18 protein-coding genes and 1 other RNA gene are annotated in these 25,682 nt (G+C 33.9%); 8 read left to right on the top strand and 11 right to left on the bottom strand.

Features of this window, described 5'->3' with window-relative positions:
• Positions 1 to 113: 113 nt before the first annotated feature.
• The 3 genes from porX (at position 114) to ACZIX2_RS03715 (ending at position 3,431) form a co-directional block, all read left to right on the top strand.
• Positions 114 to 1,667 carry a T9SS response regulator signal transducer PorX gene (gene porX / locus ACZIX2_RS03725; protein ID WP_463338739.1) on the top strand — a complete coding sequence of 518 codons (1,554 nt, stop codon included), beginning with the start codon at positions 114 to 116 and terminating at the stop codon, positions 1,665 to 1,667.
• 4 nt (positions 1,668 to 1,671) lie between these two features.
• Positions 1,672 to 2,082 carry a tRNA (adenosine(37)-N6)-threonylcarbamoyltransferase complex ATPase subunit type 1 TsaE gene (gene tsaE / locus ACZIX2_RS03720; protein WP_463338738.1) on the top strand — a complete coding sequence of 137 codons (411 nt, stop codon included), beginning with the start codon at positions 1,672 to 1,674 and terminating at the stop codon, positions 2,080 to 2,082.
• A 155-nt stretch (positions 2,083 to 2,237) separates the two neighbouring features.
• Positions 2,238 to 3,431 (top strand): alanine dehydrogenase, encoded by a 1,194-nt coding sequence (locus ACZIX2_RS03715; protein ID WP_463338737.1) that lies wholly within the window; start codon positions 2,238 to 2,240, stop codon positions 3,429 to 3,431.
• 257 nt (positions 3,432 to 3,688) lie between these two features.
• Here ACZIX2_RS03715 and ACZIX2_RS03710 read toward each other — a convergent pair whose 3' ends face one another.
• The 4 genes from ACZIX2_RS03710 to ACZIX2_RS03695 form a co-directional block, all read right to left on the bottom strand.
• Positions 3,689 to 5,761, bottom strand: coding sequence for a beta-N-acetylhexosaminidase (locus tag ACZIX2_RS03710; RefSeq protein ID WP_463338736.1), 2,073 nt, complete (start codon positions 5,759 to 5,761; stop codon positions 3,689 to 3,691).
• 81 nt (positions 5,762 to 5,842) lie between these two features.
• Entirely contained in the window at positions 5,843 to 7,780 is a 1,938-nt protein-coding gene (gene nagB / locus ACZIX2_RS03705) for a glucosamine-6-phosphate deaminase (RefSeq protein ID WP_463338735.1), read from the bottom strand.
• A 420-nt stretch (positions 7,781 to 8,200) separates the two neighbouring features.
• Positions 8,201 to 9,802 carry a RagB/SusD family nutrient uptake outer membrane protein gene (locus tag ACZIX2_RS03700; protein ID WP_463338734.1) on the bottom strand — a complete coding sequence of 534 codons (1,602 nt, stop codon included), beginning with the start codon at positions 9,800 to 9,802 and terminating at the stop codon, positions 8,201 to 8,203.
• Between the two features lie 10 nt (positions 9,803 to 9,812).
• The gene (locus tag ACZIX2_RS03695) at positions 9,813 to 12,869 is read right to left on the bottom strand and encodes a SusC/RagA family TonB-linked outer membrane protein (RefSeq protein WP_463338733.1); all 3,057 of its coding nucleotides are present in this window, start codon (positions 12,867 to 12,869) and stop codon (positions 9,813 to 9,815) included.
• Between the two features lie 269 nt (positions 12,870 to 13,138).
• Here ACZIX2_RS03695 and ACZIX2_RS03690 point away from each other — a divergent pair, with 269 nt between their 5' ends.
• The 3 genes from ACZIX2_RS03690 to ACZIX2_RS03680 all read left to right on the top strand — a co-directional run bounded on the left by ACZIX2_RS03690 (position 13,139) and on the right by ACZIX2_RS03680 (position 16,327).
• Positions 13,139 to 14,191 carry a sensor histidine kinase gene (locus ACZIX2_RS03690; RefSeq protein WP_463338732.1) on the top strand — a complete coding sequence of 351 codons (1,053 nt, stop codon included), beginning with the start codon at positions 13,139 to 13,141 and terminating at the stop codon, positions 14,189 to 14,191.
• The gene (locus ACZIX2_RS03685) at positions 14,181 to 14,888 is read left to right on the top strand and encodes a LytR/AlgR family response regulator transcription factor (RefSeq protein ID WP_463338731.1); all 708 of its coding nucleotides are present in this window, start codon (positions 14,181 to 14,183) and stop codon (positions 14,886 to 14,888) included. The genes ACZIX2_RS03690 and ACZIX2_RS03685 overlap by 11 nt, the downstream gene beginning before the upstream one ends.
• A 179-nt stretch (positions 14,889 to 15,067) precedes the next feature.
• The gene (locus tag ACZIX2_RS03680; protein WP_463338730.1) at positions 15,068 to 16,327 is read left to right on the top strand and encodes an MFS transporter; all 1,260 of its coding nucleotides are present in this window, start codon (positions 15,068 to 15,070) and stop codon (positions 16,325 to 16,327) included.
• A gap of 257 nt (positions 16,328 to 16,584) precedes the next feature.
• Here the strand turns inward: ACZIX2_RS03680 and ACZIX2_RS03675 are convergent, their stop codons facing one another.
• The 4 genes from ACZIX2_RS03675 to ffs all read right to left on the bottom strand — a co-directional run bounded on the left by ACZIX2_RS03675 (position 16,585) and on the right by ffs (position 18,858).
• Positions 16,585 to 17,079 (bottom strand): hypothetical protein, encoded by a 495-nt coding sequence (locus ACZIX2_RS03675; RefSeq protein WP_463338729.1) that lies wholly within the window; start codon positions 17,077 to 17,079, stop codon positions 16,585 to 16,587.
• Between the two features lies 1 nt (position 17,080).
• Positions 17,081 to 17,737 (bottom strand): fructose-6-phosphate aldolase, encoded by a 657-nt coding sequence (gene fsa / locus ACZIX2_RS03670; RefSeq protein WP_463338728.1) that lies wholly within the window; start codon positions 17,735 to 17,737, stop codon positions 17,081 to 17,083.
• A gap of 99 nt (positions 17,738 to 17,836) precedes the next feature.
• Complete coding sequence (locus ACZIX2_RS03665; RefSeq protein WP_463338727.1) at positions 17,837 to 18,649, bottom strand: SDR family oxidoreductase; 813 nt, start codon at positions 18,647 to 18,649, stop codon at positions 17,837 to 17,839.
• Positions 18,650 to 18,760: 111 nt separating this feature from the next.
• Positions 18,761 to 18,858, bottom strand: an RNA gene (ffs, locus tag ACZIX2_RS03660) — signal recognition particle sRNA small type.
• Positions 18,859 to 18,946: 88 nt separating this feature from the next.
• On the opposite strand from ffs, the gene ACZIX2_RS03655 reads away from it, so the two are divergent.
• Together ACZIX2_RS03655 and hutI are read left to right on the top strand one after the other, a co-directional pair.
• On the top strand, positions 18,947 to 19,996 hold the full coding sequence (locus ACZIX2_RS03655) for a glutaminyl-peptide cyclotransferase (RefSeq protein WP_463338726.1): 1,050 nt from the start codon (positions 18,947 to 18,949) through the stop codon (positions 19,994 to 19,996).
• Positions 19,997 to 20,082: 86 nt separating this feature from the next.
• A complete protein-coding gene (hutI, locus tag ACZIX2_RS03650; protein WP_463338725.1) occupies positions 20,083 to 21,330 on the top strand; it encodes an imidazolonepropionase in 1,248 nt (415 codons plus the stop codon).
• A 51-nt stretch (positions 21,331 to 21,381) separates the two neighbouring features.
• Here hutI and acs read toward each other — a convergent pair whose 3' ends face one another.
• The 3 genes from acs to ilvN all read right to left on the bottom strand — a co-directional run bounded on the left by acs (position 21,382) and on the right by ilvN (position 25,681).
• Positions 21,382 to 23,289 (bottom strand): acetate--CoA ligase, encoded by a 1,908-nt coding sequence (acs, locus tag ACZIX2_RS03645; RefSeq protein ID WP_463338724.1) that lies wholly within the window; start codon positions 23,287 to 23,289, stop codon positions 21,382 to 21,384.
• A gap of 325 nt (positions 23,290 to 23,614) precedes the next feature.
• Positions 23,615 to 25,087 (bottom strand): ketol-acid reductoisomerase, encoded by a 1,473-nt coding sequence (ilvC, locus tag ACZIX2_RS03640; RefSeq protein WP_463338723.1) that lies wholly within the window; start codon positions 25,085 to 25,087, stop codon positions 23,615 to 23,617.
• 63 nt (positions 25,088 to 25,150) lie between these two features.
• Entirely contained in the window at positions 25,151 to 25,681 is a 531-nt protein-coding gene (gene ilvN / locus ACZIX2_RS03635; RefSeq protein WP_463338722.1) for an acetolactate synthase small subunit, read from the bottom strand.
• Between the last annotated feature and the right edge of the window lies 1 nt (position 25,682).

Raw genomic sequence — 25,682 nt, 5'->3', positions numbered from 1 at the left:
CTCCTATCAACATTGTGAGTTTTAAAATCCTAAAAAAAGTCTACAAGTAAGCCGAATTAAATCGACAACTTGAATAAAAATTTAATATTTTTGAAAGTTATACAAAGACACAAATGGATACTATAAAAATACTTTGGGTTGACGATGAAATTGATTTGCTCAAGCCTCATATTTTATTTCTAGAAAAAAAAAATTACACTGTTACAACTTGCAATAATGGCTTAGATGCGTTAGCTATTTTTGAGGAGCACAATTTTGACATTGTATTTCTTGACGAAAACATGCCAGGCATGAGCGGTTTAGAAACCCTTTCGGAAATGAAAGAAAAAAAATCTGCCGTTCCCATTATTATGATCACCAAAAGCGAGGAAGAGTATTTGATGGAAGAAGCTATTGGTGCAAAAATAGCAGACTACTTAATCAAACCCGTGAATCCCAACCAAATATTGTTAAGTTTGAAAAAAAACTTAGATCATTCGCGTTTGGTCTCTCAAAAAACAACACTCGATTACCAAAAGGAATTCCGAAAAATCACTTTAGAAATGGCAACAGTCAATTCTTACGAAGACTGGATTGAACTCTATAAAAAATTACTGTTTTGGGAAATTGAGTTAGAAAACATCAATGATCAAAGCATGTTTGGCATTTTAGAATCGCAAAAGATTGAAGCCAACTCGCAATTTGCCAAGTTTATAGAGCGCAATTACTTTGACTGGTTTGATCCAAAATCAGCAAAACCCATTTTATCTCACCATGTCTTTAAAGAATTAGTGGTACCTGAACTGCAAAAAAAAGACAAACCGGTACTTTTTGTTGTCATTGACAACTTGAGATACGATCAATGGAAAGCCTTTGAAAGTATTGTGGGTAATCACTATAAATTAGAAAAAGAAGTCCCTTACTTCTCTATTTTACCTACTGCCACTCAATATGCTAGAAACGCTATTTTCTCAGGCCTTACCCCTCTTGAAATGGAAAATAAATTTCCTCAATATTGGAAAAACGACCCCGAAGAAGGTGGTAAAAACCTCTATGAAGCCGAATTTTTATCGGCACAAATCAAACGTTTAGGACTTTCAATTAAAGAAGATTACTTCAAAATCACCAATTTTGCAGGTGGAAAAAAATTAGTAGAAAATTTCAAATCGTTAAAAAACAACGATTTGATTACAATAGTCTATAATTTTGTCGATATGCTTTCGCATGCTAAAACGGATATGGATGTAGTCAAAGAATTGGCGGCCGATGATAAAGCTTACCGCTCACTAACCTTGAGTTGGTTTAAAAATTCTCCTTTATTGGAAATCATCCAAATGGCACAAAAAATGGGATTCAAATTGATATTAACCACCGATCATGGAACTATCAATGTAAAAAATCCTTCAAAAGTAGTAGGCGACCGAAATACAAGTTTAAATCTACGCTACAAGACAGGTCGCAGTTTAACGTATGAACAAAAAGATGTTTTTGCTGTAAAAAACCCAAAAGAAATTGGACTCCCATCCATTAACATGACAAGTTCCTATATTTTTGCAAAAAATGATTTGTTTTTGGCTTATGTAAACAACTACAATCATTATGTAAGTTATTATAAAAACACCTATCAACATGGTGGAATTTCTTTGGAAGAAATGATAATTCCTTTTTTAGTTTTTAACCCAAAATAAGCATATGACTATAACTTTTACGAAAGACAAATTAAGCGATGTAGCTCAAGAAATTTTGGATCAAAATCCCAATAAAATTATACTTTTCAATGGCGAAATGGGAGCCGGAAAAACTACTTTAATCAAACAACTCTGTAAGATTCTTGGAGTAAAAGACGCCACAAATAGTCCTACATTTTCATTAGTCAACGAATATCAAGCAGACCAAGGATTGGTCTATCATTTTGATTGCTACCGCCTAAAATCAGAAATAGAAGCATTAGACATGGGAATTGATGAATACTTGTACTCTGGACATTGGTGTTTTATTGAATGGGCAGAAAAAATTGAAAACCTTATTCCTGAACAACATTCAATCGTAAACATAACAATACTGGAGGATGGTCAAAGACAATTATTTTTGGCCCAAGTGTAATGTGTAAAGCCTAATCTTTCTAAACAATTACCACTAGTATATTCCTTTTTTGAAACCGAAATCCTTAAGCAAGAAATTGCTCAATTGAAACGAAACTTTTAGAAATATTTATTTGATTTCTTTTCGTAAATTGTACGCTTAAATTAAACATTGCCATGCCGATAAGTCCGTTTACCAAACAACAGTTAATTCCACAAGAAGAGACCCTTGAAATAAGAAAACAAAAAAGTGTTCTTTTCATTGGAATTCCAAAGGAAACAAGTTTTCAAGAGAAAAGAATTTGTTTAACGCCTGATGCAGTAAATTCACTTACATTTCACGGACACAGAGTAATGATAGAATCTGGCGCAGGAGAAAACGCTAGCTACACCGACAAAGAATATATGGATGCGGGCGCTGAAATCACTAAAAATACGGCCAAGGTTTTTGGATGCCCTATCATACTTAAAGTTGAACCCCCTACCATAGAAGAAATAAAACTACTTAAAAACAAAGCAATAGTCCTTTCGGCAATTCAACTGAAAACAAGGACAAAATCTTATTTTGAAGCACTATCCAATAAAAAAATTACAGCGTTAGCCTTTGAATACATCAAAGACGAAGATGGCACCTATCCAGCTGTAAAATCGCTAAGCGAGATCGCTGGTACTGCCTCAGTTTTGATAGCCTCAGAACTTATGACTAATAATTTTTCTGGGAAAGGGCTTTTGTTGGGCAACATTACTGGAGTACCACCTACCGAGGTTGTGATTCTGGGAGCTGGAACTGTAGGAGAATTTGCTGCCAAAACCGCTATAGGATTAGGGGCAAATGTCAAGGTTTTTGACAATTCGATAACCAAACTAAGACGTTTACAAAATACCTTATCTCAACGTATTTTCACCTCTACCATTCAGCCGAAAGCTTTATTAAAAGCCCTTAGAAGATGTGATGTTGCTATAGGTGCCATGAGAGGAAAAGAGCGCTGCCCAATTGTAGTAACCGAAACCATGGTAGAATATATGAAAAAGGGGGCCGTTATTGTGGATGTAAGTATTGATACAGGCGGAAGTTTTGAAACCTCCGAAATTACCACACACGAAAAACCTACTTTTGTTAAAAGCAATGTCATACATTATTGTGTTCCCAACATACCATCTAGATATTCCAAAACAGCTTCTTTATCTATAAGCAACATTATCACCCCTTACTTATTACAAATTGCAGACGATGGTGGGTTAGAAAGTGCCATTAGATGCAACAAAGGATTGAAAAATGGGGTCTATCTTTATCATGGTATCTTAACCAATAAAGCCATAGGCGAATGGTTTGATATTCAGGATAACGACATCAATTTGATTGTTTTTTGATGCTAATTCCTGACAGAATCAATTGATTTCTCATACAAGCAAACACAAAAAAACCGCCTCAATTGGTAGTTTGAGACGGTTTTGAGGTTAACTTCTAATAAAAAAAACAATAACCAAATTGAAACAGAAATTAACACCTATCATTCTAAAAAAATGGAACTAAAAACCCAACTTAACATTACCATTTTTAAGAATGACTATTTACTAACCAACCATTTTATTTATTTTAAACTCATTTAAGAATCAATAGAAACTTTTTATAATTCGACCAAACGTTTCAAACTTTCATATACTGCTAATTCAACATCCGCATGTTCTTTGGAATTGCATTTAATCAACAATTCATTTAAATTCTTTGAATATACGGATTGCTGGTCTTTTAATTTCAAAAGCAACTGCACAGACAAGTCTTTTAAACTTTGTGACAGTGGTAAAAAAGTGCGTACTAAAGGAGCACGCTCACTCAAGACTTCTAATTGCTTGTGATTGGCTATCCATTTTTCTAAAAACAACACTATTGTTTCTTGCTTTTTGGAATCTTTATTGGTAACAAAATCACTAACCAATTGGTCAAAAATCAAAGCATCTTCTGCATCAGGTGTACAAGCATCGGCAAATAAAGTAAGAGGCGAATACATTTGATACTCGGTACCACCGGCATTGCGTGAATATATTTTCAAAGGCTCACATATAGCTGAAAAAGTCTGCAAGCTAGTTACATCTTGATAATTGCTGAGATTGCGCAACAACATCTCTTTGTTCTTAAGATGAGAAATGCCTAACTCTTCAAGACGGTTTGTAACAGCTTGTAATCTTTGGCGCATATCCACTACATCATTAACTTTTGCATCAGACCATAATCTTTCAGCAATAGCAGCAGTTCTTGGCCATATTCTAGAATCTATAGTTGTTGGTGTTACTAATTCACTCCACATAGTGGCCTCACCTCCAAGGATTCTAGATTTTTCATCAGCAGTTAATGACGCATCATTTGGCATGGGATCGACTAAATAATGTTGAGCAACGCCTTGTACTAAATCAATATAATACCCGTTAGACAAAACGGTTTTATACCCGTTCTTTACGGCTTTTACCAAAGAACTCCCAGGTGCAACGCCTTCATTTACCCCTTTCCAAGAATGAATAATAGCCGATTTCGAAAGGTTCTTGGTCATGATTTCTTCCCACCCCATTAACGCTTTACCGTGTTTTTGAAGCATGGGCACCAATTGCATGGTAAAATACGTTTGCAATTCATGATTGTTTGCCAATTTATTTTTCTTCATGAACTCTTGAATTTTGGGATTGGAATCCCAATCTTTACCTTCATTTTCATCTCCACCTATATGAAAGTATTTCCCAGTAAACAACGGGCAAACTTCGTCAAAAATTTCACTTAAAATTTGATAGGTTTTGGGATTGGAAGGATCCAAAGTTGGCGAAAAAACACCAGCATTTCTTTCTAAAGTGTATTGAACCAATGCAGATACCTTTTGATTTTGCTCTGCGTCTCCTTTATTTACAGTAACTACTTTACTTCCTATTTCGGGAAAAGCAGTTAAAATAGCACTTGCATGACCTGGCACATCAATTTCAGGAACTACTAAAATACCTCTATCGGCAGCATATTTTACTACATTTTTAATCTCTTCTTGAGTATAAAACATCCCATCAGATGCTTTATCGGTCAAGACTTTATGCTTTTTCATTTCAATTCTCCACCCTTGATCATCAACCAAATGCCAATGAAAAACATTCATTTTAAAAGCAGCCATGGCGTCCAAATTTCGCTTAATCACTTCAACAGGTTGAAAATGTCTTGCCACATCAATCATTAAACCTCTCCAAGTAAACCTTGGCATATCGGTAATAACTACATTTGGGAAACTAAAAACTCCATCTTTTACAGTTAACAACTGCAATAGAGTTTCCAAACCGTGCATGGCACCTAAATCCGAAGTTGCGGTTATCAAAATCTGATTGGAATCAATTTTTAATTGATAACTTTCGTCTTGATACAAATCAATTACCCCAGGTTTGGCGCACTGAATTTGCAATTGCGCTTTGGAATATTCATTGGTCGTCGTCACGAAACCTTGTTTAAAAAACATCCCTGTTCTACCATCCAATTTTCTTAAAAAATTTGTAGCCGCGTTAAAAACTCTAGAATTTGGATTTCCTGATACAGAAAGGTTGAACCTAGGAGTTAGCACAAAATTACCGGTTTGTAATTCGATTTTTTGAGGCCATGGCATTAATGGAAGAGAACTTTTTGCGTTTTGTGCAAAAGTGGAAAGGGCTAGTAAAAATACTAAACAAAAGTGTTTCATGAGGAATAAAGGGTGAACTTTCTCAAAATTTGAGAAAAACAATCAATTCGGCTACAAAACCGAATTGATTGTTACATAAGGTTAATAATCAAATCGTTTAAAGGCTTCAATCGCCTCATATTCTGCTAAACCTAAATCATCATATAATTTAGCAGTATTTTTGTTTCGATCCTCGGCACGAACCCAGAATTCTCTAGAATCATTACCTTGGAACATTACTCTATCTTTTTGAGATTGGTGGAATAAAATGGCCTGACGTTTTAACAATACTTCGTCTGGGCTTAACGGCACAGCCATGTCTATTTCGTGGATATCCCATTCGTGCCATGCACCACGGTACAACCACAACCAACAATCTTTCATATAAGGCTTGGCCTTCAATTCTTTCATTGCAGCAAAAATGGCATTCAAACACACTTCATGCGTACCATGAGGATCTGCTAAATCGCCTGCAGCAAATACTTGATGTGGTTTAATTTTAGCAATAATATCGGCAACTATAGCAATATCTTCTTGACCTAGTGGATTCTTTTTCACTTGCCCTGTTTCATAAAATGGCAAATCAAGGAAATGTACATTTTCGTCTTTTAAGCCAATGTATCGGACAGCTGCGTAGGATTCTCTTCTTCTGATTAATCCTTTTAATTTGCGAACTTCCAAAGAATCAATTTGATTGTCGCTTTTGTTTTTCAAGAAATCAATAACGGCTTGAAAGTTGATCTTACTGCTATCTTCGCCTACGAAATCATTACAAACTTCCGCAAACTTCAAGGCTTCATCGTCAGTAACTGCAATATTTCCAGAGGTTTGATACACTACATGCACATCATGACCTTGCTTGATTAATTTAGCAAAAGTACCTCCCATAGAAATCACGTCATCATCAGGGTGTGGGCTAAACAAGATTACTCTTTTCTTCGCTGGATTAGCTCTTTCTGGACGGTGTGTATCGTCAGCATTTGGTTTTCCACCTGGCCATCCTGTAATAGTATGTTGTAAGACATTGAACATGTTAATATTCAAATCATAAGCCGATCCTTCTTGAGCCAAAAGATCCGACATACCATTGTTGTTATAATCTCTATCGGTAAGTTTTAAAATTGACTGATTGGTTTTTTGACACAACCAAACAATTGCTTTACTTTTCAATTCAGGAGTCCAAATGCACTCACCAACTAACCAAGGGGTTTCAAAACGAGTCAAGGAAGAAGCTGCCGATTTGTCTAAAACAAAAGTAGCATTAGGGTGATTTTGTAAAAAAGTTGCTGGAACCTCAGAACTTACATCGCCTTGAATGGTTCTTTTGATGATATCAGCTTTGTTTTGTCCCCATGCCAAAAGCACAATACGTTTAGAACGCATAATGGTCGAAACTCCCATTGTGATTGCGCGTTTTGGAACATTGGCAATTCCATTAAAATCTGAAGAAGCATCTACTCTAGTAATATGATCTAACGTAATGATACGAGTTCCTGAATTGATATGTGATCCCGGCTCATTGAAACCAACGTGACCAGTACGACCAATACCTAGTAACTGAAAATCAAGTCCACCAGCATTTTTAATATTCATTTCATAATCGATACAGTATTGATTCAATTCATCAATTGCAACAGTTCCATCAGGAATATGTACGTTATCTGGGTGAATATCTACATGATTGAACAAATGTTGGTGCATGAAATAATGATAACTTTGTTTGTTCTCTTTATTCATGGGATAATACTCATCCAAATTGAAAGTGATCACATTTTTGAAACTCAATCCTTCTTCTTTGTGCATACGCACTAATTCTTCATAAACTTTGATAGGAGACGATCCTGTAGCTAAACCTAAAACACAATTTTCATTAGCTTCTTGTTTGGAACGAATTAAAGAAGCTATTTCATGTGCCACAATTTTTGACGCTTCTAATGAATTGTTAAAAATTTCATTGTGAATTTTTTCAAAACGAGTTTCTTCAAATTTACCCGCACTCTTATGAGAGATATCAGGCATAATTTCTACAGTTTTTTTCATTTTTAAGGTTTTTAAATTATATTATTAACTTGTTATTTTATTTCAAAAAGATTTATACTAACTAAATATTTATTAAAACAATATTTTATTTAAAACACAGTTACTAATTTTATATATTATATTAAGGAGAGTATATTAAATCAATTTCAAATTTAAGGGTAATATTTCTGTTAAAAAAATAAATAGACCAAACTGTTCGAAATTTTAAACCAACGGTAATATTTTGTCTATGAAGTGCATTTTTTTGCTTTTATTTTTAAGCAAAATCGCTCTAAAAAAATACAAAAAATCATTTTACATTTATTTACAAGGTGTTAAAACTACTAACCACTTAAATCATTCATAAAAACGCATAAAAATGTTAAAAACAGAACAAGCAATAAAAAATTACTTGTTCTGTTGTTTAATGTGGTTCAGGTATTAAAAATTAGCCCCTGTTGTATCCCACCACAATCTAGTTCCTCCTGTGTCTGGACCACCTAGTTTCGCTAATCCTGTTGCAACACCACCAGGGTTACCATCTTTTTCTGATTGTACGAAATTCACTCTACGCACACCAAATTCAGTAGTAATTTTCCCTCCACTTGTGTTTTTAAGTACTGGCAATAGCTTAGGATATCCTGTTCTGCGGTATTCCGACCAAGCTTCTTGTCCTTCTGGGAAACCAGCAATCCATTTTTGAGTAATGATTTTTTGCAGTTTCACTTCATTGGATGCAGCAGCATCCCAAGCTACAGTAACATTATTTAAAGCTTTACCATTGTTAGCAGGGAAATTAGGATCAACATAATCTTTAGCAGTTTTGGTATTATCAGCAATGTATGCGCTAACACCTGAAACTCCATGTTGAGCAAATGAACTAGTAATACCCAATTCATATAAACTCTGAGCTGATCCTCCCATATTCCAACCTCTTAGTGCACCTTCCGCTCTTAACAAATAAACCTCAGCAGTAGACATCAATACAATTTCTTTAGAATTAACAATTGGTCCGATTTCAGAAAAATCTTCATGGTCTTTCTTAGCAGCAATCTCAATTCCAGTTCTAACACCTTTGAATTGTCCAGGAAACTGTTTAGATGTCTTGAAGTAAACTGAAAGTCTTGGATCTTGATATCCGCCCATAATCGACTCCATATCGGCAGACATTTTAACATCTTGCCAAGCACCGCTAATAGTAGCAATAGGATTAGTAAAGTTAGGAGAGACTACTTTGAAGATATCATCGTTACTTGTCATTACTCCAAATTTCTGAGCAATTGCTTTCTCTGCTTCAGCCTTAGCCAAAGTTGGATTTTTCTTTACAATACGCATCGCTAAACGTAAACGCAAAGAGTTTGCGAATTTTACCCATTTTTGATAATGCTCACCTTTAAATTTTTCTTCTCGTCTATAACCAGATAAATCGGTTGTTAAAAAGACAGAAGCTTCTCCTGCATCTACTCTTTTAGTTAAGTCGGCTACAGCAAAATCCAACTCTTTAAACATTTGATTATAAACCTCCTCTTGAGAGTCATATTCAATTGTTTTTTCTGTGGTTCCAAATTTAGAATATACGATTGGACCATAAGTATCAGTAACTCTATGCATTCCCAATACTTTCAAAATTAATGATAATGAATAAAATTGATCGTATTTACCTTTTGCTTTTTGAGCAACAGAATACGCATTAAACATTACATCACCGTAAGCTGCCCCCCAAGCAAAACCATTCCATCCATCTACCAAATCATAAGTAGTATTGTTGGTACCTCCCCTAAAAGGCGTTGGAGTAGCCATATAACCTGACCAGATATCTCCTTGAAGTCCTTGTTGAACTTGGTATTTCCACTCTGGAGTTAAAACAACAATATTATTAAACATTGGAGCAAAAGATCCCTTGATGTTATTAAAATCTTGTTCTAACTGAGTCTCTGTAAAACCTTCTGAATTAGTATTTAGTTCTTCAAAATTGGTTGTACAACTTACTGCTGCAAGTAAGGAGACACATATAGCTGTTTTTTTAATTGTATTTAATTTCATTTTTTTTTAATTAGAAAGTTACGTTTAAGTTAAGACCTATACTTCTTGTAGATGGCATTCCAAAAACATCGACACCTTGCAAACCTTCACCAGTACTTAAAGAAATGTTTGGATCAAATGGAGCGTCTTTGTAGATAAATCCTAAGTTTCTAGCAATTAAAGACAAACTTGCAGATTGTAAAAATGGCAACTTCTTCGTATTAAAAGTATAACCAATAGAAATTTCTCTTAAACTTATATTTGTAGCATCATACACATATTCACCTGTTGCTCCGGCTCTACCTCCAATTTGGCTGTAATATAACTGAGCATCCATTTTTCCAACATATGGAGAACCATCAGGATAAACAGCATTTAAAACAACACCTCCATTGTTTCTGGCATCTCCAGTAGCTTTTGAGACACCAAACTCGTCATTAGTTGCTTCTGTCAAACTCATCACATTTCCTCCAAATCTTCCATCAATCAATACATTGGCAAAGAAAGAACCGAATTTGAATGAGTTAGAAAAACCTAACATAAAATCAGGATTTGCATTTCCTACCTCTTCAAAACCAGTTTTCTGAATACTTGCAGGTAATAAATTACCTTTGTCATCAAACTCTTTAGGATTTAAAAGTACTCTACCCTGAGCATCTCTTTTGATATTAACACCTTCGATAACTCCGAAAGGTCTTCCTTGTTTCAACACATATCTGTAGTTGTTTACACCAGCTTCAGTCAAAACTACTGTACCTCCTAATTCAGCAGGGATTTCCTCTACTACGTTTTTGTTTTTAGAGAAATTCACCGTAGCATCCCAAGAGAATTTGTCACCGTTCACAATTTTTCCAGTCACCACAGCCTCGATACCTTTATTAGAAATACTTCCTGCATTGATTCCGTAGAATGTTACACCTAATGGGTTAGTTAGTGGAGCTAAGATTTGCAAGTATTGATCTTTAGTTTTTGAATTGTAGTAAGACACCTCAAAACCTAATCTGTTATTAAATAATCTCCATTCTGTACCAATCTCAACCTCTGATTTTAATTCTGGACGTAAAGAAGTACCTGGTTGTGGAGCTACAGTTGGTTGTTTTCTACCTTCTGCTGTGTACGTATATGCTGGCGAAGTTACATATGGAAAAATATCATTACCCACTTGCGCATAAGTTGCACGAACTTTACCGTAGTTTACGAATTCTGGCATTTTAACCATTTCACTAAGAATAGCTGTAACCCCTACAGATGGATAGAAGAATCCTTTTTTGTCAGTATTTACCAATGTGGAAGACCAATCATTTCTTGCAGCTACGTCTAAGAATAACATTTCTTTGTAACCAAAAGTAGTCGCAGCAAAAACAGATTGTACCTCTCTTCTAGCATCAACAGTTTGTAAGTTTAACGCATTGTTTACAAAATTTCCTAAAGTAAACCAGTTAGCAATTTGCAAACCACCACCAATACCTGAGTCTAAAGTAGTTCGTTTGTTTGCCATAGTATTATTGATACTTGTACCAATGTTTGCGTTAAAACTAAAGTCGTCATTGAATTTCGTATTGATTGTAGCAATTAAATCACCATAACGTTGTGTACTTAAGTTGTTAATATCAATATATCTTCCATTAATGTGTGATAAAGTTCCTTGTGTAGAAGCAAAAATTTCTTTAGTAAAACCGCTTTCAATTCTGTTATAGCTGTAACGAGCGGCAATTTTTAACCAATCTGTAGCTTGATAATCTAAAGCAATATTTCCATTAAAGAAGTTATTTGTATCTTCAGATTGGTTTCTGTTAATTGCCCAAAATGGATTTTGCATAATATCTCTATTAGTCATCCAATTTTGAACAAACATGTTTCTTTCTGGACTAAATACCTCAAAGTTGTTTTTGTATTCGTTGAAGTCATTCCCTCTTGGCATTAAGTAAACACCAGTTAATGGGTTGAAATAATATCCATTTACAGGTCTATTATTTACAGTTCTAGTTGTATAGTTTGCATTAGCTGCAACAGTTAATTTTTCAAATAATTTTCCAGACTGACGGAAACCAAAGTTGTTTTGTTTTAAACCGTTTCCAGGAATAACACCTTGACCAGTTGTGTTAGCATAAGATAATGAAGTAGAAGCTACATCAGAAGCTGTAGTGAAACTCAAAGATGAAATTTGAGTACTTCCAGTTTCAAAGAAACCTTTTACATGATCCTTAGTTTTTTGTTTCGCTCCCCAAGACTCATCACCACCAGCAACAGCTACATAGTCCGTTTGGAATTTTGGTAAATACGCAGCCGATTCAAAAGTAGTTACGGAAGAAGCTTTCAATTGTGATTTTCCTTGTTTCCCTTTTTTTGTAGATAACAATACAACACCATTCGCTCCTTGAGAACCATATAATACCGAAGCCGCTGCACCTTTCAATACAGTCATTCCTTCATAATCATCTGGGTTGATCAATGAAACTACATCACCACCATCACGGTTACCTCCTTGAGTATCACCAAATGCATTATTTGGTTGTCCAGAAGTACCATTATATAAAGGAATACCATCAATAACATACAAAGGTTGGTTGTTACTTACAGAAGAGTTACCACGAATCACCACTTTTGTCGATCCACCAGTACCACCTGAACTTCTTGTTACAGCAACACCAGCAATTTTACCTGCTACTGTATTAATAATGTTAGCATCCTTTACTCTAGTAAACTCTTCACCTTTTAATTCTTGGGCAGCATAAGTAATAGACTTTCTTGTTTTCTTGATACCAAGAGAAGTAACTACAACTTCTGTAAGCGCTGTGGTTTTACCTGCATTTAAAACAATTTGGATAGTATTTTCGTCTCCAACTGTTACTGATTGCGCATCATAACCTACATACGAAACCACAATAGTTTTTCCAACCCCAACTTGAATGGAAAAAGTACCATCAAAATCGGTCACAGTACTTGATTTCTCTCCTTTCACTTGTACGTTTGCCGAAGGAACTGGTGCACCACTGGCATCGACCACGGTTCCTTTAAGCGTTTTTACTTGCGCCAACATCAACTGGGAAGTAAAAATAATCATAAAGATTACTAGAATTTTCTTCATTTTATTTAATTGTATTTGTTAGTTATGGTGTAAAACTATCCTTAAGGTTCTGTTAAAAAAAAAAATTTATACCAACTGTGGATTTTTTTCAACCAACGACATGAATTGTTCAATAATATGTTTTACGAAAACGTTTTCATCCGTGTTTTTCAATAGAAAATGAAAGCTATTGCGGTTAATTTAAAAACAAAAAATTAACAAACTTTAATTTTTTTATCAGTATAATTGCTATTTCAATTGCATTTTTTATTTTAACACAATATCCTATAATGAGTAAAATCAAAGACCTCAAATTTGAAATTAAACCGCAATATCATGTTTGGTTTTGGGGTTTGTATTTTATTCTTAATTTTTTAAGATGGGGAGCATATTTTAACGATTATGAATACTCCTTTAAATCAAATTTGATCGAGTTCTCCTTACATATTCCGTTAGTATATTTCAATTTATTTGTCCTTATCCCTCTTTTAGTATTAAAAAACAAATACCTACGCTATGCTCTTTCATTAATAGCCAGCTTAGGAGTAATCTATATTTTAAAAACTGGATTAACATTTTTTTTGATCTCCAAAAACATATGGCCTGAAGCCAATAGAGACTACCAACCTTTTGAAACCAATCATATAATTGCGGTGGTTATAGGTGAATTGTATGTATTGGCTATGGCTTCATCCGTTTACCTTACTTTTACTTGGCTTAGAGAAAGAGAACGCAACCGCACATTGAGAGAAAATCAATACAAAATCAAACTCAAGTATTTAAAAAATCAAATACAGCCTCATTTTTTCTTTAATACTCTCAATAATTTATACGCTTTGTCCTTAGAAGCTTCGGAAAAAGTACCGAGTGTCATTCTAAAATTATCAAAGTTGATGGAATATGTTCTGTATGATATAGACAGAACTAAAAATGTTATCTTTTTAAAAGAATTAGAATACATCGAAAATTATATCGAAATAGAGAAATTGCGATTTGAAAACGTTTCGGTTTTCATCAATTTGGAATCCAATTTCGAAAAAGTACACATTCCTCCCATGTTGCTCATTTCTTTTATCGAAAATGCGTTCAAACATGGTGGCGCGAATAATCCCGATTTAAAAATTAAAATAAATTGCAAAATTACAAAGGAGTCCACTCTTAGTTTTGAAATAATAAATAACTTTGTCATTTCACCCAATTTGAAAGTCAACAAAGGAATTGGACTAACAAATTCAAGGAAAAGATTAAAATTATTATTTAAGAACAATTTTCATCTCAATCATTCCATAAAGTTTAACTTTTATATATTACAATTACAAATTCCCATAAACTATGAAAATTAAGTGCGTACTGATTGATGACGAACCATTGGCACTAAAAGTATTACTGAATTATTTAGAAAATTTTCCAGAATATGAAGTAATTGGTACCTTTAACAACTCTATTGAAGGTTTAGAATTCATCAATAACAATGCAGTAGACGCTTTATTCATAGACATCAACATGCCTTTAATGTCAGGGTTTGAATTGATACACCTTTACAACAATAAACCCAATACCAAAATCATCATTACTACTGCTTTTAGGGAATTTGCAGCAGAGAGTTACGAACTTGATGTTTTGGATTATTTGGTCAAACCTATTCCCTTGCCTAGATTTATAAAGTGCATCACAAAAATCAATAATCATTTCCAAAATAGAATTATTTCCAAGGCCGAAACACACAAACCAGAACCTTATATTTTTATCAAAGTAGATAAAAAAATGGTAAAGATAAACATTGATGATATTCTGTTTCTAGAAGGCATGAAAGAATACATTAAAGTGGTAACTGCCGAAAAATCATACATCACTCACAAATCTTTGACCTCTCTTACAGAAGAGTTGCCTGAAGATCGCTTCATGAGAATCCACAAGTCGTTCACTATTGCCACCACAAAAGTTAAATCTATTGAAGGCAATAGAATACAAATTAATGCATACACGCTACCAATAGGAAGAAACTATAGCAAAGAAGTTAAAAGTAAAATTTTAGACTAAAAAATGATATAGTTTTCAATTTAACAACCTGAATACATTGTTCCCACATTCTTTTCATAGAAGAAAAAAGGTCGTTGATTTAAAAAAGACTAAAAAAAACTAAAATTATTTTTTTTTAAAAATTGTAACAGATATATTTACAATATATACAATGTTTAATCAAAAAAATAAAAAAAATTATGTCTAAGAATACAAATTATGCATTACCAATTGCAATGATGTTCTTATTATTTTTCATCATTTCCTTTGTAACAGGTCTTCAAAATCCAATGGGAGGAATTTTAAAAGAACAATTTACACTAAGCAATTTCCAATCCCAACTAGCCAACATGGCAACCTTTTTGGCCTATCTCTTCATGGGGATTCCTGCAGGAAAAATGCTTGAAAAAATTGGATATAAAAAATCAGCATTAAGAGCTTTAATCATAGGATTCACGGGAGTATTAATACTATTTATCGCTGGAAAAATTGAATCGTTTTCTATTTATTTATTCGGAGCCTTCATTTCAGGTTTTTCAATGTGTATTTTGAATGCGGTAGTAAATCCGATGTTATCTATTTTAGGTGATGAAAAAGGTGCCAATTCTAGACTTAATTTTGGTGGTGCTTTAAACTCTTTAGGAGGTACTTTAGCGCCAGTTTTAGGAGGAGTTATCGTAGGAAACATTGCTTCTCCAAAAATATCAGACGCCAATCCATTGTTGTATTTAGCTATGGCTATTTTTGCTTTGGTTTTTATAGTTTTGACCAATGTACAAATTCCTGAGCCAGAAATCACAGAAGCGGCTAAGGGTAACGAAAATCATAGCCCATTGTCTTTCACGCATTTTAAAATGGGGATGATTGCCATTTTCCTATATGTTGGTGTTGAAGTTTCTATTTCAAATACAACATTCAATTATCTAACTAATGGACTAAATTTTGACAAAGGTGAAGCTGGATCAATAGTGGGTACTTATTGGTTATTAATGTTAGTAGGTCGTTTATTTGGAGGTGTTTTGGGTAAAAAATTCTCTAGTAAACAAATGTTAGTTGCTGTTTCTTCAGCAGCATTAGTTTTTGTTATTTCTTCTATTTTAATGGGAACAGACGCTACTGCTTCTATGCCTGCCTTTTCAGGATCTACACTATCTTTTAGCTTAACACAAGTTCCTTTAAGCATCTTGTTATTAGTTTTATGCGGATTATGCCTATCTGTAATGTGGCCTGGAATCTTTAATCTTGCTACTTCTGGATTGGGTAAATACACCGCACAAGGTTCTGGATTTTTTATGACCATGGTATTTGGAGGAGGAATTATTCCATTGGTTCAAGCCTATGCAGTAGATGTAACTGGAAGTTTCCCATCTAGTTATTGGGTTGTTGTAATAAGCTTAATATACATTTTATACTTTGCCATTTCTGGATGCAAAAATATCAATAAAGATATTCCAGTTTAATACAAAGAAGGATTAATAGTTTTTCAATAAACATAATAGAAAGAGGCGATAACCTACAATTGGTATTCGCCTCTTTTTTTATAGAAGATTCTTTCGTTAACCATCCGTTTTTTATAGCCCAATATAAATGAACAACCCTACTTCCCTATTCTAACCTACACCAAATGTTGAATAAATTGTAGCTTAAACTTATATGATAACAAAAAAAGGAGGGTTCTCTCGACAAGAACCCTCCTTTTTAAGCTATTTATTCCTTTTTATTTTGCTTCAAAAATTGCATTTAAATTTTTATTAAATGTAATTCCATTTTTTTCCGGAATCACATAAACTACTTCTTTACCAGCATGCAAAATAATTTTCTTGATTGTCAATTCAACAGGTGCTTTAATTAAATCCATTTTTAATGTTACAGCACCATCAAAGTAACCATCTTCTTCTAAAGGCTTCTTTTGAGTAGTTACAACTCCATTAGAAAGCTCAGCAGAAATCAACATTTCACTCTTCAAAACATTGGTATAAAATCCATCCATTACCATAAGAATACGAAATACTGAACGTGTTTGTTCTCCTTTCATATCATATCTTGTGATGTTATATTTCAAGCCTTTGGCCAATACTGGAAAATTTGAAGTACAATCCAACTCAAAACTTGTCACATCACCAGCATCATTAGTGTTTTTAATCACTCTTTTCACTTGCGCTTGCATTTGCAACGCCATTATACCCAAGAATAAAACAAATAACTTTTTCATATTATTTGTTTCCTTTTTCAAAATCAGCAACAAATTGCGCTAATCCGATATCAGTTAATGGATGTTTTAACAAACCATAAATTGCAGAAAGTGGTCCAGTCATCACATCGGCACCAATTTTGGCACAGTTTACAATATGCATGGTATGACGTACAGAAGCGGCTAAAATTTGTGTCTCGAATCCATAATTATCATATACAGAACGAATTTCTTCTATCAAATTTAAACCATCAGTAGAAACATCATCCAAACGACCAACAAATGGAGATACGTATGTTGCCCCTGCTTTGGCAGCCAAAATGGCTTGTCCCACTGAAAACACTAAAGTTACATTAGTCTTAATTCCTTTATCAGAGAAATATTTTGCTGCCATTACCCCTTCTTTTGTCATAGGCAATTTAACCACGATTTGCTCATGAAGTTCGGCTAATTCTTCTCCTTCTTTAATCATTCCTTCAAAATCCAAAGCATTCACTTCAGCACTTACATCACCTTCAACTAGGTTGCAAATGTCTACATAATGCTTAAGAATATTATTTTTTCCGGTAATTCCTTCTTTGGCCATTAATGAAGGATTGGTGGTTACTCCGTCCAAAACTCCTAAAGCTTGTGCTTCTTTAATTTGGGCCAAATTTGCTGTGTCGATAAAAAATTTCATAGTAGTTAAATATTTGATTGGGTGTTTTTTCAATTTCGGGGCTAATGTACTAAATCAATACACATAAAAAATCAAAACTATAAAAAAGATTAAAATTCATTACTTAGACTTCAATCCATAATGGTTCATAAGCATTCTTTCGTAGACTTTATCAGGTAGTATTCTTTTTAAGACGATGGAGAATTTTTGCATAAAAGCTCCCACTTTATAATGAATTTTAGGTGATGTTGTGTTTATAATTTGAAAGACAGCCTCGGCCATTTCATTAGGATTACTTCCACTATCCACATGTTCATTCATTGCTTGCAAAGTTCTACTGTAAACTTCCTCATATGCAGAACCCTCAATAACTGGAGCATGATATCTTCCTGCCGCTATATTAGTAGCAAAATCGCCAGGCGCTACATTTGTTATCTGAATTCCGAAGGGTTTCACTTCCATTCTTAGAGCTTCTGTAATGAGTTCTAAAGCTCCTTTTGATGCCGAATATACACTTCGATAAGGCAAGCCCATATAACCCGCAATAGAGGTGACATTTATAATTAAACCCGATTTCTGAAGACGCATTTGTGGTAAAACTGCTTTCATGACTTCAATAGGACCAAAAAAATTGGTTTCAAAATTATTCTTAATTTCAACAGTTGGAATCTCTTCAAGTGGTCCTGTAATTCCAACTCCTGCATTATTAATTAAAATATCTAAACGACCTGCCGTATCAATCACTTTTTTCACTGCAGATTCAATTGAAATCGAGTCCCTTACATCCATAGCTAACAATGGGAAAACAGAATCTGGAATTTGTTTTGGTGTTCTACTCGTACCATAAACTTGATACCCTTTATGGTGCAAAAATTCACCAATTGATTTACCAATTCCCGATGACCCACCGGTTATCAAAACTATTTTTTGCATAAAACTATTGTATTTTTTTAGGAGTTAAATAACTAACACCTAATTAAATTAGAAAGGTCTAAAATAAAAAAATCTTCCTACAAAGGAAGATTACAAGTATAAAAAAATAAAAAAAGGCAAGCGACCTACATCGCACCGCTCAACCGCTTACCCTTGCTGCGTTCCCACCCTGGGGGAGTCAGCAGGAGCTGGTCGTGTAGGACTTGCCGGTGCAAATATACAACCTTTTTATATTTACGCAAGCCCTTTGTCTCTTAAAAATATCGTTGTATATTGGCTTCTTTAAAAACAAATAAAATGAAAAAACGCAACTTATTATATATCATTTTCTTAGGACTTTCACTTAGCAATTGTGGCAATACTAAAAAAGGTGAAAATTCTATTTTTTCCATCGATAGTAGTTCCTTTAAACCCTCCTATACTATCAAAGATGAACTAAAAATTAATGTTTTGAATCCAAATTCCAAAACTATTGACAGTATCATCTACTTTATAAATGATATTAAAATCGCCAATAAAAAAGGAAATGAAAACCTTATGTTCCCATTAAAAGATCAAAAGTTAGGATATCAAAACCTAAAAGCTTTGGTTTATTTTGGTGGCGAAAATTCCGAAGCCACGGCAAGAGTAGAATTGGTTTCAAATATTGAACCTAAACTACTAAAATATACAGTTGTAAACACCTATCCACATGATGTTGCTTCATTTACTGAAGGGTTAGAATTCTACAAAGACACACTTTATGAAAGTACTGGACAAAAGGGATCATCTTATATTAGAAAATATGATTATAAAACTGGTAAAATTTATCAACAAGTAGATTTGGACAAAGCCTACTTCGGCGAAGGAATTACCATCTTAAATGATAAAATATATCAATTGTCATGGGAAGAAAAAACCGGTTTTATATACGATGCAAAAACCATGAAATTGGAAAAAAAATTCAACTATGACAAAGATATTGAAGGATGGGGTATGACCAATGATGGCACTAACATTTACCACACTGATGGTACCGAAAAAGTATGGACACTTAATCCAACTACTCAAAAAATAGATAATTACATCAATGTCTATTCTGGTAGTTCTAAAATAAAAAAAATAAATGAACTCGAATATATTAATGGCAAAATATACACTAACATTTGGCTAAAAGATGCCATTGCAGTATTCAATCCAGCAAACGGAGCAGTTGAAGGTGTTTTGGATTTATCAAAATTAAGAAAAGAACTAAAAAGCCCTACAGCAGAAGCGTTAAATGGAATTGCATACAACCCAAAAACCAAAACCATTTTCGTAACCGGAAAAAACTGGGATAAAATGTTTGAGATTAAAGTCTCAGAATAATTTTTTAAAAACAAACACACAAGTTTCACAAATTTCATGATGGTTCTCATGATTATTTGTGAAATTTGTGTTTATATACTTTATTTATGACAACATTAATTACCAATATAAAAGAACTTTTACAAGTACGAAACTCTGATATTACAATGGTTTCTGGTGCAGAAATGGCTATTCTACCAACCATAAAAAATGCGTATTTGGTTATCCAAAATGATTTGATTACTGATTTTGGTTCAATGGAAAACCTACCCAATGTAAAGGCTGATACAACAATTGATGCTAATGGTAAAATTGTACTCCCTTCTTGGTGTGACAGTCACACCCATATTGTTTACGCTGGAAATCGCGAACAAGAATTCGTAGATAGAATTAACGGATTGACTTATGAAGAAATTGCCAATCGTGGTGGTGGCATCTTAAATTCAGCTCAAAAATTAAACGAAACCTCCGAAGAAGAATTGTATCGTCAATCAGAAGAAAGACTCAAGGAAGTCATACAATTGGGAACAGGAGCCGTAGAAATAAAATCGGGATACGGATTAACAGCAGAAGGAGAACTAAAAATGTTGCGTGTTATCAAAAAATTAGCTAACAACTACCCTGTTGCTATCAAAGCTACTTTTTTAGGAGCACACGCCTTCCCTAGCCTTTACAAAGACAACAAAGAAGCCTACATTGATATAATTATCAATGAGATGCTTCCTTCAATTGCCAAAGAAAATTTAGCTGATTTTATTGATGTTTTTTGTGAAAACGGCTATTTTACGGTTGCACAAACCGAACGAATTATAACTGCAGGAATTCAATATGGATTGCAACCAAAAATCCACGTCAACCAGTTCAACTCTATAGGCGGAGTTCAAATTGGAGTGCAACACAAAGCACTTTCGGTTGACCATCTTGAAGTCATGACTCCAGAAGATATAGAAGCATTAAAAGGGGCTTCAACTATGCCAGTTGCTTTGCCTTCTTGCTCCTATTTTCTGAGTATTCCTTACACTCCTGCACGTGAAATGATAAAATCAGGACTTCCGCTAGCCTTAGCCACAGATTTTAATCCAGGTTCTACTCCTTCAGGAAATATGAATTTTGTTGTTGCAACCGCTTGCATCAAAATGAAAATGACTCCAGAGGAAGCCATCAATGCAGCCACACTAAACGGAGCTTATGCTATGGGAATCAGTGCCACGCATGGTAGCATAACGATTGGAAAAAAAGCAAATCTTATCGTGACAAAACCGATTCCTTCCTTTTATCATATCCCATATTCTTTTGGTTCCAATTTGATAGATACTGTTATAATAGAAGGCAAAATACTTCATCATAATACATAAAAAAAGAGACAATTGTATATTTGTCTCTTTTTCTTTAATGCATAAAATAGGTTATAGCTTATTATCCTTGATTTCATCCACAATTTCAGGATTAAGAAGTGTAGTCGTGTCTCCAAAGTTTGAAAAATCACCTTCAGCAATTTTTCTCAAAATACGACGCATAATTTTTCCAGATCGTGTTTTGGGTAAACCTGACACATATTGAATCTTATCTAATTTAGCAATAGGCCCTATATGATCCGTAATGATTTGGTTAATTTCTTTACTCAAGTTATCACGATCTCTATATTCACCGGTTTCTTTCAAAATCACATAACCATACAAGGCATTTCCTTTGATATCGTGTGGATAACCAACAATTGCAGATTCTGCTACAGCTGGGTGTTCGTTGATAGCATCTTCAATAGGAGCAGTACCTAAATTGTGTCCAGAAACAATAATCACATCATCTACTCTACCCGTAATCCTGTAGTAACCTACCTCGTCTCTCAATGCTCCATCTCCAGTAAAATATTTACCAGGAAAAGCAGAAAAATAGGTATCAATATAACGTTGGTGATCACCCCAAATCGTTCTTGCAATACCTGGCCATGGAAACTTAATACACAAACTTCCTACTACTTGATTGCCTTCAATTTCATTACGTTTTTCATCCATCAAAACGGGTTGTACACCAGGCAAAGGTAAGGTAGCATAAGTAGGTTTTGTTGGTGTTACAAATGAAATTGGTGCAATCATGATACCACCAGTTTCAGTTTGCCACCATGTATCCACTATAGGACAACGTTTATCTCCAACATGATCATTGTACCAGTGCCAAGCTTCTTCATTAATAGGCTCTCCCACTGAACCAATCACTTTTAATGATTTTAGCGGAAAACGTTGAACATATTCTAAACTTTCTTTAGCTAAAGAACGGATAGCAGTAGGAGCCGTATAAAATTGCGTTACTTTATGCTTCTCTATAGTTTCCCAAAAACGACTAAAATCAGGATAAGAAGGTATTCCCTCAAAAATTACTGAAGTAGCACCATTTAATAATGGACCATATAAAACATAGGAATGCCCCGTAATCCAACCAATATCAGCGGTACACCAAAAAACATCATTTTCCTCGTAGTTAAATACATTTTTAAAAGTATACGAAGTATATACCATATAACCGGCAGTAGTGTGAACCATACCTTTAGGTTTTCCTGTAGAACCCGAAGTGTACAAGATAAACAATGGGTCTTCGGCATCCATAATTTCGGCAATCGAGTTGTCTGATGCAAGATCTAACAATGGTTGCAACCAAAAATCTCTATTTGGCACCACATTTACTTCCGAATTGGTTCTTTTAGCAATTAATACAGATTTCACTGAAGGACAACTTTGCAAAGCTTCATCAATGATACCCTTTAGATCAATAACTTTGTTACCTCTAAACCCACCATCAGAAGTAATAACCATTTTACATTCACTATCATTAATTCTGGCAGCTACTGCAGAAGCAGAAAAACCAGCAAAAACAACGGAATGGATTGCACCAATACGAGCACAAGCCAAAATACTCACTGCAAGTTCAGGTATCATTGGCAAATAGATACATACACGATCTCCTTTCTCTATTCCTTGTTCTTTTAGAACATTGGCCATCTTACAAACCCTTTGATGCAGTTCATTATAGGAAATATGTTGTGCTGGTTCGTCTGGGTTATTGGGTTCAAATATCAAAGCAGTTTTTTCTCCTTTTTTAGCCAAATGTCTATCAATACAATTTTTGGTTATGTTAAGTTTAGCTTCAGTAAACCATTTAACTTCAGCTGAAGCCATATTGAAATCGACTACTTTGTCCCAATATTGATACCATGTAAAATTTTCTTCTGCAATTTTACCCCAAAACTTTCTAGGCTCCCTTACGGATTTATTATAATGCTTAAAATATTGTTCTAAATTTTCAACTTTAAAATAACTCATTTTATCTAATTTTTGAAAGAATAATTCCTATAACATGTAAGATTTGTAAAAACCAAATATACTAATATCTATATGGAATCTATATTTTTTTTTAAAAATTATTATGTAATTTATAATTTTTTTTACAAAAAAAGACAATCTAAATTATAGATTGTCTTTCGTTATTTTGTCAAAAAAAAGGAAAACATTCCCTCAATTTATTCAAAATCAAGGGAATCTGTTAATATCAAATCAATATGATAAACAAAACATATTTATTATTAATTCAAAACACAATTATTTTGATTTGACCTATTCAGCACTTTTAATGTGGTATTCCTAAGTTTTAAACGATTTTTTTCATGGCAGTCATAGATTCACGTAACCAAGCTCCAACTTCTTCTACCGGATGATTTCTAATAACCGAATTAACTTCAATTAACTCTTTATTATCTACTCCATTATTACCCGCATTAAAAGGTCTACCAATCAAATTACTAGGTGCATTTTTAACATAATCAGCAATTAATGGTTTACAAGCATGATCAAACAAATAACAACCATATTCTGCAGTATCAGAAATCACTCTATTCATTTCGAATAATTTTTTTCTAGCAATTGTGTTAGCAATAAGTGGTGTTTCGTGTAATGACTCGTAATATGCCGATTCTTCAATAATTCCAGAATCTGTCATTGCTTCAAAAGCCAACTCAACTCCAGCCCTAACCATAGCTACCATTAATACCCCATTATCAAAGTATTCCTGTTCAGAAATTTCAACAGCTCCAGCTGGTGTTTTTTCAAAATTTGTTTCTCCAGTTGCGGCTCTCCAAGTTAACAAATTAACATCATCGTTAGCCCAATCTTCCATCATAGTTTTAGAAAACTCACCAGAAATAATGTCATCCATATGTTTTTCAAACAAAGGACGCATGATCTCTTTCAATTCTTCTGAAACTTTAAACGCTGCAATTTTGGCAGGATTTGATAAACGATCCATCATGTTGGTAATACCACCGTGTTTTAAGGCTTCAGTGATAGTTTCCCAACCATATTGAATTAATTTAGATGCATAACCTGGATCAACTCCTTCTGCTACCATTTTATCAAAACACAATATAGATCCTGTTTGCAACAAACCACATAAAATCGTTTGCTCACCCATTAAATCTGATTTTACCTCAGCCACAAATGAAGAACGTAAAACTCCTGCTCTATGACCACCTGTAGCCACAGCATAAGCCTTGGCTTGCTCTAATCCTTGTCCATTTGGATCATTTTCAGGGTGTACAGCAATAAGAGTTGGTACTCCAAAACCTCTTTTATACTCTTCACGAACTTCAGAACCAGGGCATTTTGGTGCACACATGATTACCGTTAAATCTTTACGTATTTGCATACCCTCTTCAACGATATTAAATCCGTGAGAATAAGACAAAGTTGCTCCCTGTTTCATCAACGGCATAATGGCGCTCACCACCGCGGTATGTTGTTTATCTGGAGTTAAGTTACAAACTAAATCAGCACTTGGAATCAATTCTTCGTATGTCCCAACTTTGAATCCATTTTCTACTGCATTGTTATATGAAGCTCTTTTTTGTTCGATAGCTTCTGCTCTTAAAGCATAGGAAATATCAAGACCAGAGTCTCTCATATTCAATCCTTGATTTAATCCTTGTGCACCACAACCTACTATGACTACTTTTTTTCCAGCCAAAGCGCTAATTCCGTTTGCAAATTCTGATTGGTCCATAAATTCGCATACTCCTAATTGTTCTAATTGTAATCTAAGTGGTAATGAATTGAAATAATTTGCCATTTTACTAATATTTAATGTATATAATTTTATAATGTATTGTTAATTGGTTTAAAAAATATTCTGTTAAGATTGAGTTTTTAGTTTTTCTAATAATGATGATATTTCCATTTTAGATTTTGAAATTGATATTCGACCCGAACGTACAAACTGCATTATACCATAGGGTTTCAATTTATTGTATAAATCTTCTATTTCGGATCTTCTACCTGATTTTGAGATCACAAAAAAATCACGCGAAACGGTTACAATTTCGGAATTACTTTCTTTAATAATGTTTTGAATTTGTCGTTCATCAAACAACAAACTTGACTCAATTTTGAAGATTGCACTTTCTAGAAAAATGGTTTCTTCGTCTACATGATAAAACGCTTTGATAACTTCAATTTGTTTTTCAATTTGTCCTACTATATTCTGCACCCATTTTTCAGTTGTATTAACTACAATTACAAAACGAGAGACATTTTCAATTTCAGATTCAGATACATTTAGGCTTAAAATATTGATATGTCGTTTTAAAAAAATTCCAGATATTCTATTCAATAAACCTACGTTGTTTTCGGAATATACGGAGATGGTGAATGTTTTATTTTCCATA

It is taken from the genome of Flavobacterium riviphilum, assembly GCF_055231795.1.
The sequence above is the reverse complement of the archived record's forward strand: the minus strand, read 5'-3'. Positions and strand labels throughout refer to the sequence as shown.